Below are 13359 nucleotides of genomic sequence, written 5' to 3'. Positions count from 1 at the left end.
CTATCTGGGCTGTTCCGCACCGCCACAGACCCGCCATCCATCTTCGTCCACGACATTGAAGCGCCAGGGTCTGGTGACCTGCTCACTGTCATCAGCGAGCGTGCGGGTCAGATCGACGTCTACTGTTCCGGCGGAGCCCTGCGTAGCTACGGTCAAGCCCTCCCAGACCACCTGAATACTTATCGAGTATTGGCTTTCGCGCGCCTGAATATCGTTACGAAATGCCGCGACTTTGGACAGATCAAGTCCTGAGCGGCAGGTGTAGAGAGATGCCTCTTGGTCATTTCGATTCACCAAGTAGGCACGGAGGAAGTTGTCGACTACAGCGTCGGGGTTGGTGCGTTCGATTTTGGTGGCTTCGTCGTAGAAGGAGATGAAGACGCCGACGCCGCCGAGGCAGAGGATGGCCAGGATGCCGCCGACCATGGCGAGGATCAGGCGAGTCCGGCGCTTCTTGCCTTCCACCGGCGGAGCGATGCCAAGCGGCGAATCGACCTCGGGCGGGGGAACAACCCCAGGCGGAGGAACGAGCCCGGGCGGCGGAGGAACAAACCCCGGCGGCGGGGGAACGGGCCCGGGCGGCGGGGCGCCGGTGGCGGGCTGGTCCGGCGCGGCGGGAGGCAGCGGCCTGCCGGGTTGGATCGGCACGTAGCCACCGACTTCGGAGGGCGGCGGCCCCGGCGCTGCGGGGGATGGCGTGGGCGGCCGGTCGCCGGGGTCGGTGGGCTGCACGTCTTCGAGACTAGTGCGTTCCGCATTGGACCGGCCATGGCCGCCACGCCAGGTGGCCCGGTCGAACAGCCACGGCGCAGCCAAGAGCAGCGACGCAACCAAAGCCAGGAGCGCCGGCGCAACCAAAGCCAGGAGCCGCCAGCGCAACCAAAGCCAGGAGCGCCGGCGCAACCAAAGCCAGGAGCGAGGCCGCCGAATCGCCGCGCAGGGTGACCAGCCGTCAGCGCGCACAAGAAGCTGTGACCTGCGGCGTGCCGGGCGGCTTGGTGGGGTAGTACGCGGCGGGCAGTGATCGACGAACCCGCGCGTCACCCCCGCGCGCCCCGGCTGGGAAGATTGACCATCGGCCTTCGCAGGGTACGGTTTGAGCGCACATACGGAGGTGTGGCGGTGGATTCGACGGGGCGTACCGGTCAGGCCGCGGCCCTGCACCGCCAGGCTCAGGCGACCGTGGCGGCGGCCTCGGCCGCGCTCGAGGGGCCGGTCCAGCCGGGCGTGGATCCGGTGGAGCAGCAGCGGGTCGCCGAGCAGTTGCGGGCGGCCGCGGCGGAGGTGGCTCCGGGGTGGCTCGGGGCGCCGCTCGATGCGTTGTCGCCCAGCACGCCGCTCGGTGGGGAGCTGCCGCCTCGGTTCGTGCGGGTCGGCACGGCGCAGCCGCTGGACGATGTGCGTTTTCCCGCGATTGTGCCGCTGCTCGGGATCGGGCATCTGACGATCGACGCGGACGGGCGCGATCAGCGGGTGGCCGGCTTGTTGCGGTCTGTTCTGCTGCGCCTGCTGGCTGCGGCTCCTGCCGGTTCCCTTCTTGTACGCGGTGTCGACGGCGCGGGCGGCACGGTCTTCGCTCCGTTCGACGCGCTCGCCGACGCGGGACTGATGGCGCCACCGGCGACTGATCAGCAGGGCCTGCGTGAGGTGCTCAGCGAGGCGGAGAAGTGGCTGCGTCCGGCCCGGGGCGCGCGCGGGCGGCGGGACCGGTTGATGGTGCTGGTCATCGCCAACCTGCCCCAGCTCACCGACGCCGGTGATCTCGTACGCATAGCCGCCCTGGCCCAGCAGGGACCCGACGCCGGCCTGCATCTGATCGTGGCCGGCTGGCCTCCGCCGCCGCTCACCCCCGAGACGACGCAGCCGCCGTTGCCCCGCACGACGCAGCTCGCGCTCCGCAACCCGTACGCCATCATCGGTGACCCCCCGGGCGGCACCTTCGGGTCCGTGACCGAGGCCACCTGGTTGAACGCCCCGGTTTTCCTGGACGAGGATCCGCCGCCGCATCTGGTCGACGCCGTGTGCCGGGAGCTGGCGGCGCATTCGGGGGCCGCGACGCAGGCGACGCTGGCGGATCTGCTGCCGGAGACGGTGGAGGAGCAGTGGACCGGGGACGCCGGGGAGGGCCTGGGCACGACGGTCGGCTATGACGGGGACACGCCCGTCGTGCTGCGGTTCAACGACCTGACTCCACACTGGATGGTCGGCGGGCGGTCCGGAGCCGGCAAGACCGCGTTCCTCATCAATGTCCTCTACGGCCTCGGCACCCGCTACAGCCCCGACGAGCTCGGTCTCTACCTGCTCGACTTCAAGGAGGGCATCTCGTTCGCGGAGTTCGTGCCGACCGCGCGGGACAGGACCTGGCTGCCGCACGCCCGGGCCGTCGGGGTCGAGTCCGACCGTGAGTACGGGCTGGCCGTCCTGCGCGAGCTCGACGCCGAGATGACGCGGCGCTCCGTGGCGTACAAGCGCGCTGGCGTGACCCGGTTCGCGGACCTGCGGACCGTGGCCGCCGAGGAGGGCCGCGGGAAGCCGATGCCGCGGCTGCTCTGCGTCATCGACGAGTTCCAGGTGCTGCTGGCCGGGAACGACACGATGGCCGGGGAGGCCGTGCAGCTGCTCGAGTCCCTGGCGCGCAAGGGCCGCTCGTACGGCATCCATCTGATCCTCGCCAGCCAGACCGTCCTCGGCGTCGAGGCCCTGTACGCCAAGCGCGACTCGATCTTCGGCCAGTTCCCCGTCCGGATCGCGCTGCCGGGCGGCGGCGACGTGCTGGAGCCCACGAACGACTCGGCCGCCGGGCTCCCGCTGGGCACCGCGGTCGTCAACACGGCCGGCGGTCTGGGCGGCCCGCGCGGTGCGACCCGGGGCCACGAGCGGGTCGTACGCTTCCCCGACCCGCACGCCGACCGCGAAGCCCTCAGCGATCTGCGTCACCGCCTGTGGGGCCTGCGCGATCCCGAGGCCGCGCCGCCGCGCATCTTCGCCGGGTACGCCGACCAGCACCTCGCCGACGACCCCACCTACCGCGCGGCCCTCGCCGGCCGGGGCGGGCGCCCGGCGGCTCTCGTGGGCCGGGTCATCGACGTGGCCCTGTCCACCGCGGCGTTCCCGCTCGACGCGTCGCCGGGCCGGCACCTGGCCGTGTTCGGCTCGCAGCCGCGCGGCGCCGAGGTGCTCGCCGCGGCGGCCCGGAGTGTCGCCGCCTTCCACCCGCCGCGCACGGCCCGTTTCATCCTGTCGTCGCTCGTGGCCGAGGGCGACGAGTTGGTCAAGGAGCTGGCCGCCGAGATCGCCCACCGCCAGGAGGTGATCGTGGCGGACGCGGCGGCCCTCCCGGCGGAGCTCGACCCCGCCGAGCCCGGCTACCGCGTCGTCTTCGGGCTCGACGCGGCCGCCCCCGGCACGACGCCGAAGCTGCGCGCTCTCCTGCGCGAGGGCCCGGCTCGTGGCGCGCATCTGCTCTCCTGGTGGCGTGGCCTGCGCCGGTTCTCGGAGGAAACCGGGGGCAGCACGGGCCGCGAGGACGTGGCCGGCCTCGTCTTCCTCAACGTCCCCGGTCAGGAGGTGGCGCTCATGCTCGGCCGGCAGCTCGACTGGCAGCCCCGCGACAACCGCGCCCTCTTCCACGACCGCCACGCCGACCGCACGGTCACCGTCGTCCCCTTCGCCGAGCCGGACCCCGATGCGTGAACCAAGCAAATCGCGCAACCCGGGCGGACCCGCCAAGCGCGACCCGAACCGCCGACATGCTGCGAGACCCGAGGCTGAGCGATGAGTGACGAACCCGGCCCCTGGGCGGACTACCTCGCGGCGGCCCAACGCCTCGACGCCCTGCGCCGCGCGGCATCCTCGGCGGCGGGAGAGCAGGCGGCCACCCTGCAGACCGCGCAGCAGGAGCTGACCGCCGTGCAGGCCCGCCTGGCCCCCCAGCGTGCCCGCCTCATCGGCGATCTGGGCGTACCGGAACAGGATCTGATCCCCCAGCCGGCCGAGCAGGCCCTCGCGGCCCAGGCGGTCGCCGGCGGCCCGGCGGCGATCCTGGCCGCCGTCCGGCAGGCGTACGCGGCCGCCGACGCCGCCGACGCCGGCATGCTCGGCCCCGCCCCGGCCGTCGCTCTACGCCCTCTGGCCCGCAACCTGCTGATCTACGGCCCGTTCGCCGCCGCCGTCCTGATCATCCAGATCGTCCTCTACCTGGTGGCGCCCTCCGGCTCGCTGCCCACCTACGCCTTGCTGTGCGGCCTCAGCATGCCCGTCCTGGCCTTCGGCCTCGGCTGGCTCACCATCGGATTCGTCTACGGCGGCGGCGCCGGGGCCAAAGTGGACCGCACCCCGCTGGCCGGCGCGGTCATCTGCCTCACGCCCGTGTTGCTGACCTGCATGGGCGTCGGCCTGCTGGCGTTCATCCGCTAGGAAGGGAGCACCATGGCGAGTGTCGAGCAGGTCAAGGCCAACGTCGCGGCGAGCGTCGACGGCACCCAGCGCGCGATCACCGGCATCCAGCAGGTCAACGAGCAGCTGGACGAGGCTCTGGCCCGCCTGCGCATCACCGCGGTGGGCTCGCTGCACCCCTCGGTGGCGGCGGCGATCGCCCATCTCGAACAGGCCCGCACCCGCATGGACGAGGCCGCCAACCTGGCGCGCGCCGCCATCGACAGCGCCGACGCCTACCGGATGATCGTCTAGTCCAGGCTGGCGGTCAGGTCGACCTCGACGAGCTGTCCCTCATACCCGAGCGCCGTCACCCCGAGCAGCGTCGAGGCGGTGCTGAAGGCCGGCCCGAGCGACGAGTCTTGGAGCCGCCGCCACACGTCCGTGAGGTCGGCGGGGGAAGAGCTCACCACATAGACCACGGAGCGGACCACGTCCGCCGGCGTCGCACCCGCCGCGGAGAGCGCCGTCAGACAGTTGGCGATGACCTGATCCGTCTGGGCGAGAAGGCCACCCGGAACCACTTGGTCGGACGGGTCGACCGGGCATTGACCCGCCAGATGGGCCAGCCGCCCGGCCGGCGAGATCGTGACGTGGCTGTAGCCGTCGGGCGCATGCAGCGCCGGCGGGTTGAACCGGTCGAGCGGCATGGGTCACCTCGCGTTGATCAGGGCCATCGCCTCGGCGCGAACCTTGCCGTCGCGCTGGAACGCGCCCCGGACGGCGGAGGTGACTGTACGGGCCCCGGCCTTGCGGATGCCACGCATTTCCATGCACAGGTGCTCGCACTCGAGCACCACGATGACGCCCCGCGCACCGAGCTTCTCGGTGAGCAGGTCGGCGATCTGAGAGGTGAGGCGCTCCTGCACCTGGGGCCGCCGGGCGAACACCTCGACGAGCCGCGCCAGCTTCGACAGGCCGGTGATGCGCCCGTCGACGCCCGGGATGTAGCCGATGTGGGCCACGCCCTTGAACGGCAGCAGGTGGTGCTCGCAAAGGCTCATGACCTCGATGTCGCGGACGAGCACGAGCTCCTCGTGGTTCGCCTCGAACGTCGTGGTGAGCACCTTGGCGGGGTCGACACGCAGCCCCGCGAACAGCTCGGCATAGGCGCGGGCGACGCGGGACGGCGTGCGTTGCAGACCGTCACGGTCCGGGTCCTCACCGACCGCGATGAGGATCTCCCGGACCGCCTTCTCGATGCGCGCCAGATCGACGGCGTTCTCGACCGGGGTGCCGGTGAGCTTGCCGTCGATCAGACGCGCGGCGAGATAGTCCAGCTCGTCGTCGGAGTCCGCGGGCTCCGTCGCACTGGCGTCGGTGATCAGTGCCCCTCCACGTTGCCGTTCGGGTTGATGTCCGACGACGTCGCGTTGCCGCCGCCGACCGCGATCTGACCGTCCGCCTCGGCCTGTGCCTTGAGCTTCTCGCGCTCGGCCGGGGTGAGCACCGGGGGCGCCTCGGAGGGGAGGCGCTTGCCGAAGCCGTTGAAGGGCGACATGGGCGCGCGCTTCGCCACCCGGGCACAGATGCGGTCCATGTCCTCGCGGGTGATGGTTTCCTTCTCCATCAGCTCCAAGACCATGCTGTCGAGCACGTCACGGTACTCGACCAGGATCTCCCAGGCCTCGTCGTGGGCCAGCTCGATCAGCGCGCGCACCTCGGAGTCGATCTCGGCGGCCACGCTGTCGGAGTAATCCCGCTCGTGCCCCGCGGTGCGGCCCAGGAACGGCTCGTCGTTGTTGGTGCCGTACTTGACGGCGCCCAGCTTCGAGCTCATGCCGTACTGCGTGACCATGGACCGGGCCAGGCTCGACGCCTTCTCGATGTCGTTGCCGGCACCCGTGGTGGGCTCGTGGAAGACGAGCTCCTCGGCGGCGCGGCCACCCAGCGCGTAGGCCAGGGTGTCGATCATCTCGGCCCGGGTCTGCGTGTATTTGTCCTCGGTCGGGAGCACCAGCGTGTGGCCCAGCGAGCGGCCGCGCGGCAGGATCGTCACCTTGTGCACCGGGGCGGAGTGCGGCAGCGCGTAGGCGACCAGCGCGTGTCCACCCTCGTGGTAGGCGGTGATCTTCTTCTCGCTGTCGCTCATCGCCCGGGTGCGCCGCTCGGGGCCGGCGATGACGCGGTCGATCGCCTCCTCGAGGTACTCGTTGGAGATCGCGCGCTTGTCGTTGCGCGCGGTCAGCAGCGCGGCCTCGTTGATGACGTTGGCCAGGTCGGCGCCGGAGAAGCCGGGGGTGCGCCGGGCGACCGAGTCGAGGTCGACGTCGGGCGTGAACGGCTTGCCCTTGGCGTGCACCCGCAGGATCGCCTTGCGGCCCTCCATGTCCGGGTTGTCGACCGGGATCTGGCGGTCGAAGCGGCCCGGGCGCAGCAGCGCGGGGTCGAGGATGTCCGGCCGGTTGGTGGCGGCGATGAGGATGACGCCGCCCTTGGTGTCGAAGCCGTCCATCTCGACGAGCAGCTGGTTGAGCGTCTGCTCGCGCTCGTCGTGACCGCCGCCCATGCCGGCGCCGCGGTGGCGGCCGACGGCGTCGATCTCGTCGACGAAGACGATGGCGGGCGCGTTGGCCTTGGCCTGCTCGAAGAGGTCGCGGACGCGGCTGGCGCCGACACCCACGAACATCTCGACGAAGTCCGAGCCCGAGATGGAGTAGAACGGCACCCCGGCCTCGCCGGCGACGGCCCGGGCGAGCAGCGTCTTACCGGTACCGGGCTGGCCGAACAGCAGCACACCCTTGGGGATCTTGGCGCCGAGCGCCTGGTACTTCGCCGGGTTCTGCAGGAAGTCCTTGATCTCGTGCAGCTCCTGGACCGCCTCGTCGGCCCCCGCCACGTCGGCGAACGTCGTCTTGGGCATGTCCTTGGTGAGCATCTTGGCCTTGGACTTGCCGAAGTTGAGCACCCGCGAGCCGCCGCCCTGCATCTGCGACATGAACAGCAGCAGCAGGATCACGAGGATCGCGATGGGCAGCAGGTTGACGACGAGGCTGAGCAGGATGTTGTCACCCGAGACGGTCGCGTTGACCGTGCCGGTGATCCGGCCCGCGCTCTTGGCCTCCTGGACGTCGTTCCAGATCTCGTCCGTCAGCTCGTACGGATATTGAGTCTCGATCTTGTCCGTGGTCTTGCCGTCGAACCGCTCCGGAGAGGCCAGCTCGAGCTGGAGCGTCTGCTCCTTGTCCTCCTGGATGACCTTCTTGATCCCCGGCTGGTTGAGCCGCTCGAGAACCACCGAAGTATCGACACGCTGGTAGCTGGGACCACTGGTGAAGAAAGAGCTCAGCGCGATCGCACCGAGGATCACCAGAACGATCCAGACCACCGGGCGGCGGAAGAAACGCGTACGTTCCATACTGTTGTCGGGCCTGGAGTGCGCCCGAACCCTCCTGATCGGCGTCCTGGTCACCTGGGTTATGGATCCCCGCCGCCGGCCGCCGGAAGGGCGAACGAGCCGCGGAGACGCTGCCGGAACGAATAACCGCCGGGCCGCGAGGCAAACCCCCTGCAGCCCGGCTGGTCGACGCCCGGCGCCGTCGGCGCTCGTGACTCTGCGCCATCGGTCATTCGACGGTACACCGTGGGTGCCTTCCGCGACTCCGTGAGCCCGCCCGGTCGACACCCCACGAGCACCGGAAGTTCGCCCGAAAATTACCGCAAAGCCGGACAATACCGCTCGTCAGCGGGGCGGCGGGGCGAATTCTGAGAGTCCGCTGGGAAGACGTTCAGCTACGGGCGTAGACCTCGGGCTTGAGCACCCCGACGTACGGCAGCTCGCGGTAGCGCTCGGCGAAGTCGAGACCGTAGCCCACCACGAACTCGCTCGGGATGTCGAAGCCGACGTACTTGGTCGGGACCGGCACCTTGACCGCCTCGGGCTTGCGGAAGAGCGCGACGACCTCGACGCTCTCCGGCGAGCGCGACTGCAGGTAGCGCATCAGCCACGACAGGGTGAGCCCGGAGTCGACGATGTCCTCGACGATCACCACGTGCCGGCCGCTGATGTCGCTGTCCAGGTCCTTGAGGATGCGCACCACCCCGGAGGACGTGGTGCCCGAGCCGTAGGACGAGACGGCCATGAATTCCATCTCGCAGGGCGGGCCCTGCCGTCCGAGCGCGCGCGCGAAGTCCGCCATGAACATGACCGCGCCCTTGAGCACGCAGACCAGCAGCACGCCGCCCTCGGCGTCCGCATAGTCGGCTGCGACCTGCTTCGCGAGCTCTTCGGTCTTCTCGCGGATCTGCTCCTCGGAGATGATCACGCGGTCGATGTCGGCGTCGTACCAGGAGCCGTCTGCCATGCCGTCAAGCCTGCCGTATCAAGTGTGTCGCGCGCGGGCGGGGGCAGCACTCCGTGCCCGGACAAGCGCAGGTTATCGGGCGAAACACCCCGCAAGCGACCCGGCCGTGGCACAGACAGTGACAACTGTCACAGGGTCATCCGCACGAGATCACCCGCCCGCCGCGCAATGTGGATACCGCCCGGCAACGCGGCGTGACCTTGACCGTGCCAGTCGGTCACGAGAGCCTCCAGGGCGGCCACATGACGATGGGACAGCGCCGCCCCCGGCGCACCCAGCTCCAGCGCCCACGCGTGCAGCACCCGGCCGCGGATGGCGGGCGACAGATCCGACAGGTCCGAGACCGAAAGACCGGCGGACGACCGCGCGGCAGCGAGAGCCGCGACAGCCTGCCGGTCGAGCTCGGCGACATCGAGGGCCAGCAGCGATGCCGTCCGGGCCAGGTTCGCGACCACAGCCGGCCCGAGCGCGCCCTCCAGAGCGGGCAGCGCGGACGACCGCACGCGCGCCCGGGCGTACGCGGAAGAGGTGTTGTGCGGGTCCTCCCACGCGACCAGGCCGAGCGCCGCGCACGCCTTGCGCGTGTCGGCCCGCGACACGTCCAGCAGCGGACGGACGAAGATCCCCCGCCGGTACGGCATCCCCGCCATCCCGCGCGGCCCGGCGCCTCGCGCGAGCGCCAGCAGTACGGTCTCCGCCTGATCGTCGCGCGTGTGCCCGAGCAGCACATCGGCCTCGCCGGCGGCCGCGGACAGAGCCGCGTAGCGGGCCTCCCGGGCCGCCGCCTCCGGCCCGCCGGACGAGCCGACCGTCACGGTGGAGACCAGCACCGGATCGAGGCCGGCCGACCGGGCCCAGCCGGCCACGGAGGCGGCGCGCGCGGCGGAGCCCTCCTGCAGCTGATGGTCCACGGTGACGAGGCCGGCCGGCACGCCCATGCGCGGCGCCACGAACGCCACGGCCGCCGCCAGGGCGAGCGAGTCGGCGCCGCCCGAACAGGCGACCAGCACCGGCGAGCCCGGCGTCAGCGCCCGGCGGACCGCCGTGCGGATCGTGGCGACGGGCGCCGGGATGCGGGCCACGTCAGGAGGCGAGCCCCACCGGGCCGTGCACCCGCGCCACCCAGGCGTCGGGGTCGCCCAGCTCGTCGAGGCGCGGCAGGGTCAGCGGGGAGCTGAAGACCTTGTTGAAGCCGGCCATGCCGACCCGGTCGACGACCCCGTGGACGAACTTGCGGCCCTCCGCGTACTGCCGCATCTTGACCTCGATGCCCAGGACCCGGCGGATGGCCTTCTCCAGCGGGTTGCCGCTCTCGCGGCGCTGGTTGAACTTGGCCCGGATCGCGTCGACGGACGGCACGACGTCGGGGCCGACGCCGTCCATCACGAACTCGGCGTGCCCCTCGAGCAGCGTCATCAGCGCGGTGAGCCGGTCGAGCACCGCCTTCTGCGCGGGCGTCTGGACGATGTCGATCACCGAGGAGCGGCTGTCCGGGTCACGCAGCGCGTCCGACAGGGTGGCGACGCCGCGGCGCAGCCGCTCGAGGATGTGCTCGCCGCCCTGGGAGGCGTCGACGAAGGCCTGGACCTCGCCGAGGAAGTAGCCGCGCATCCACGGCACGGCCTGGAACTGGGTGAGGTGGGTCACCTCGTGCAGGCACACCCAGAGCCGGAAGTCGCGCGGGTCGGCGGCGAGCTTGCGCTCCACCTCGACGATGTTGGGCGCGTTGAGCAGCAGCTGGCCGGGCTCGGCCGAGAAGACCTCGTACTGCCCCAGGACCCGCCCGGACAGATAGGCCAGCACCGTGCCGGCTTGCACGCCGGTGACGCGGGAGCCGATCGCGTCGGCCACCGGGCCCGGCTGCTTGTCCCCGGAGAGCCGGCTGACCAGCGGGATCATGACTTCCTTGAGCCCGGCGAGGTTGACCGCGGCCCAGTCCTTGCGGTCGACGATCCGCACCGGCGGCCCCTCGGTCACCGGGGTCAGACCTGTGTAGGCCGCGACGTGCCGGCGGGCCTCGTCGGTGAGCTCGCGCAGCTGCGCGACCACCTGTGTGGCTTCTTCGTAGGACACCGCGGGGCCGGATTTGCTCAGCGCGCCCGCGGTGGCGGCGGCCAGATCCCAGTCGACGAACTGCGCCATGGACCCACCGTACCCGCGCACGACCAGCCGCCCACCCTGAGAATTCCCTTACTGGCAGCCGCAGCCCACCAGGGTGGTGGCGAGCTTGTCGAGGGTCGCCCGGGCCTCGATCGCGTTGGCGCCCGTGGCCATGAAGGCGAAGAGCAGCAGGCGCCCGTCCCGGGTCATGAGCTGCCCCGACATCGTGTTGACGCCGCTCAGCGAGCCGGTCTTGGCACGGACGATCCCCTGCCCGGCCTGGTTGGGCGCCGGCGTCGCGAAGCGGGTGCGCAGCGTCCCCGACCAGCCCGCCACCGGCAGCCCGCCGAGCATCGCGCTGACCTGAGGGTTCTTGCCGCCGGCGGCGAGCGAGAGCACGTCGGTCAGCAGCTCGGGGCTGATGCCGTTGTGGCGCGAGAGGCCGCTGGCGTCGTAGAGGTCGGCCTCCTCGCCCGGCAGGCCCAGCTCGTCCAGCTTGTCGCCCATCGCCCTGGCGGCGCCGTCGAAGGAGGCCGGCTGGCCGGCGGCCAGCGCCACCTGCCGGGCCATGGCCTCGGCCAGGACGTTGTCGCTCTGCTCGAGCATCCAGTCGACGATGTGCACCAGCGGCGGCGACTGTACCGCCCCCAACTGGGCGCCGGCGGGCGCCTTTCCCCTGGTCACCGCACTCTCCGGCAGGCCGAGCAGCTGGGCGAACGCCTTGCCCGCCGACAGCGCCGGATCGGTGAAGCGCCGGTCGCCGCCGCGCTCGTTGTGCACCGGCTTCACCCGCCCGGCGTTGGTCATCAGCGCCTGGATCCGCGCGACCTGGCCGCCCGAGATCAGGCCGCCGTCCCATCCGGCGCCCATCTCGGGGCCGGTGAAGAGAGAGGTGTCGACGATCACGCGGGTCGGTGGCTGAGCGCCGAGGGCCTTCTTGACCTGGGCGGCGAGCTTGTCGAGGCGGGCGGCCCCGGGGAACTGGTCGTCGGCGTCGACCGCGAGCGTGGGGTCACCGCCGCCGATCAGCACGACCTCGCCCGGCTTCGCCCCGGCGACGGCCCGGGTGGTCAGGCGGTAGGCCGGTCCGCGCGCGGCCAGCACGGTCGCCGCGGTCAGGAGCTTGGTGGTGGAGGCGGGCGTGGTCATCGTGCCGGCGTTCTTCGCGAAGAGGACGTCGCCGGTCACGCCGTCGACCACGGAGATGTTGGCCGTGCCCAGGGACTTCGCGGAGACCAGCGGGCCGATCGCGGCCGTCACGCCGGCGGCTGTCGGGGCGGTGGCGGCGGCTGCGGCCGCCACGAGCACCGGCGTCGGGGTCGGGTCCGGCGTGGGGACGAAGCTGGGCCGCGCGGACGGCTCGGCCGAGAGCCAGCCGTCGACCGGTCCCGGCCGCACGACCAGCGCCGCCCCGGCAAGGACGATCAAGATCACCACAACCGACAAACCCGACACCAGGAGCGTACGCCGGGAGCGCTGCCCGCCTCGCGCGGCCGCCGTGCCGTACGTGCCACCTTCCGGGGCACTCTGTCCGGAATCAGCTTTTTGCCCGTCCGGGGGCGTGTCCGCGGCGTACTGTCCAGAGAACTGTGGAGCCGGCACCGCCGCGCGTCCGTAGGTTCCGCTCGCGGGCCGCGGGAAATCCGGGGCATCCCGGACATTTCTGGCGCCTTCTACCGGAGACCGGCCCTGCTTCGACTCCGACACGCCGTCGTACTCGGGAGTGTTCTGTGAATCTTGCCTCCCCACACGCCCCTCCTCCGTACGGACCGGCAGACTTAGGAGACACTACAAACATCCGGCACACCGGTGCGCGCGGATCTGGTGGGGCCGAGTCCCCCGCCCCGCCGCACGGATCATCAGCCGGTGACCAGGCCGGGCGAACAAGGGAGCGAACTATGGATTTCGACATTCTCGTTGAGATCCCGAAGGGCCACCGAAACAAGTACGAGGTCGACCACAAGACCGGTCGCATCCGGCTCGACAGGACGCTCTTCACCTCGACGCAGTACCCGGCCGACTACGGCTACATCGAGGGCACGCTGGGCCAGGACGGCGACCCGCTGGACGCGCTCGTGATCATCCCCGAGCCGACCTTCCCGGGCTGCCTGGTGCGCGCCCGCGCCATCGGCATGTACCGGATGACCGACGAGAAGGGCCGCGACGACAAGGTCCTGTGCGTCCCGTTCGAGGACCCGCGCCAGGAGCACCTGCGCGACATCCACCACGTGTCCGAGTTCGACCGCATGGAGATTCAGCACTTCTTCACGGTCTACAAGGACCTCGAGCCGGGCAAGTCCGTCGAGGGCGCCACCTGGGTCGGCCGCATGGAGGCCGAGGAGGAGATCCGCGCGTCGTTCAAGCGCGCCGAGGCGGCCGAGGCCGAGCACGGCGAGCACGACGAGCACTGATCCGGCTGCTTCTCCGGGCGTCCACCGGCCTGGGCGAACGCCTGCCGGGCGGGCACCGTCCCGCCCACCCGCACGACCACCGCACGGGCCGGTGGCCGGCTTCCGAGCCG

At 71.4% G+C, this 13359-nt stretch carries 12 protein-coding genes; 4 read left to right on the top strand and 8 right to left on the bottom strand.

Features of this window, described 5'->3' with window-relative positions; all coding sequences use genetic code 11:
* Entirely contained in the window at nucleotides 1-732 is a 732-nt protein-coding gene (locus RAN62_RS26455; protein ID WP_305787465.1) for an Rv0361 family membrane protein, read from the bottom strand.
* 390 nt (nucleotides 733-1122) lie between these two features.
* Here RAN62_RS26455 and RAN62_RS26450 point away from each other — a divergent pair, with 390 nt between their 5' ends.
* The 3 genes from RAN62_RS26450 to RAN62_RS26440 all read left to right on the top strand — a co-directional run bounded on the left by RAN62_RS26450 (nucleotide 1123) and on the right by RAN62_RS26440 (nucleotide 4689).
* Entirely contained in the window at nucleotides 1123-3693 is a 2571-nt protein-coding gene (locus tag RAN62_RS26450; protein ID WP_305787464.1) for an FtsK/SpoIIIE domain-containing protein, read from the top strand.
* A gap of 81 nt (nucleotides 3694-3774) precedes the next feature.
* A complete protein-coding gene (locus RAN62_RS26445) occupies nucleotides 3775-4416 on the top strand; it encodes a hypothetical protein (protein ID WP_305787463.1) in 642 nt (213 codons plus the stop codon).
* A gap of 12 nt (nucleotides 4417-4428) precedes the next feature.
* Nucleotides 4429-4689 carry a hypothetical protein gene (locus RAN62_RS26440; protein WP_305787462.1) on the top strand — a complete coding sequence of 87 codons (261 nt, stop codon included), beginning with the start codon at nucleotides 4429-4431 and terminating at the stop codon, nucleotides 4687-4689.
* Here the strand turns inward: RAN62_RS26440 and RAN62_RS26435 are convergent.
* The 7 genes from RAN62_RS26435 to dacB all read right to left on the bottom strand — a co-directional run bounded on the left by RAN62_RS26435 (nucleotide 4686) and on the right by dacB (nucleotide 12275).
* A complete protein-coding gene (locus RAN62_RS26435) occupies nucleotides 4686-5084 on the bottom strand; it encodes a RidA family protein (RefSeq protein ID WP_305787461.1) in 399 nt (132 codons plus the stop codon). The two genes, RAN62_RS26440 and RAN62_RS26435, sit on opposite strands and share 4 nt — an antisense overlap.
* 3 nt (nucleotides 5085-5087) lie before the next feature.
* Nucleotides 5088-5762, bottom strand: a complete 675-nt coding sequence (gene folE / locus RAN62_RS26430; RefSeq protein ID WP_372338970.1) for a GTP cyclohydrolase I FolE — start codon at nucleotides 5760-5762, stop codon at nucleotides 5088-5090.
* The gene (gene ftsH, locus RAN62_RS26425) at nucleotides 5759-7792 is read right to left on the bottom strand and encodes an ATP-dependent zinc metalloprotease FtsH (protein ID WP_305787460.1); all 2034 of its coding nucleotides are present in this window, start codon (nucleotides 7790-7792) and stop codon (nucleotides 5759-5761) included. The genes folE and ftsH overlap by 4 nt, the downstream gene beginning before the upstream one ends.
* A 370-nt stretch (nucleotides 7793-8162) precedes the next feature.
* Nucleotides 8163-8738, bottom strand: coding sequence for a hypoxanthine phosphoribosyltransferase (hpt, locus tag RAN62_RS26420; protein WP_305787459.1), 576 nt, complete (start codon nucleotides 8736-8738; stop codon nucleotides 8163-8165).
* A 128-nt stretch (nucleotides 8739-8866) separates the two neighbouring features.
* Nucleotides 8867-9820 (bottom strand): tRNA lysidine(34) synthetase TilS, encoded by a 954-nt coding sequence (tilS, locus tag RAN62_RS26415; RefSeq protein ID WP_305787458.1) that lies wholly within the window; start codon nucleotides 9818-9820, stop codon nucleotides 8867-8869.
* 1 nt (nucleotide 9821) lies between these two features.
* Nucleotides 9822-10880, bottom strand: coding sequence for a zinc-dependent metalloprotease (locus tag RAN62_RS26410; RefSeq protein WP_305787457.1), 1059 nt, complete (start codon nucleotides 10878-10880; stop codon nucleotides 9822-9824).
* Between the two features lie 48 nt (nucleotides 10881-10928).
* Nucleotides 10929-12275, bottom strand: a complete 1347-nt coding sequence (gene dacB / locus RAN62_RS26405) for a D-alanyl-D-alanine carboxypeptidase/D-alanyl-D-alanine endopeptidase (protein WP_438874548.1) — start codon at nucleotides 12273-12275, stop codon at nucleotides 10929-10931.
* 461 nt (nucleotides 12276-12736) lie between these two features.
* Here dacB and RAN62_RS26400 point away from each other — a divergent pair, with 461 nt between their 5' ends.
* Nucleotides 12737-13249 carry an inorganic diphosphatase gene (locus tag RAN62_RS26400; protein ID WP_305787455.1) on the top strand — a complete coding sequence of 171 codons (513 nt, stop codon included), beginning with the start codon at nucleotides 12737-12739 and terminating at the stop codon, nucleotides 13247-13249.
* Nucleotides 13250-13359 lie beyond the last annotated feature (110 nt).

This window comes from Symbioplanes lichenis (assembly GCF_030709675.1).
GTDB classification, from domain to species: domain Bacteria; phylum Actinomycetota; class Actinomycetes; order Mycobacteriales; family Micromonosporaceae; genus Actinoplanes; species Actinoplanes lichenis.
Note: the sequence above shows the minus strand (reverse complement) of the source record. Positions and strands in the feature narration are given on the sequence as shown.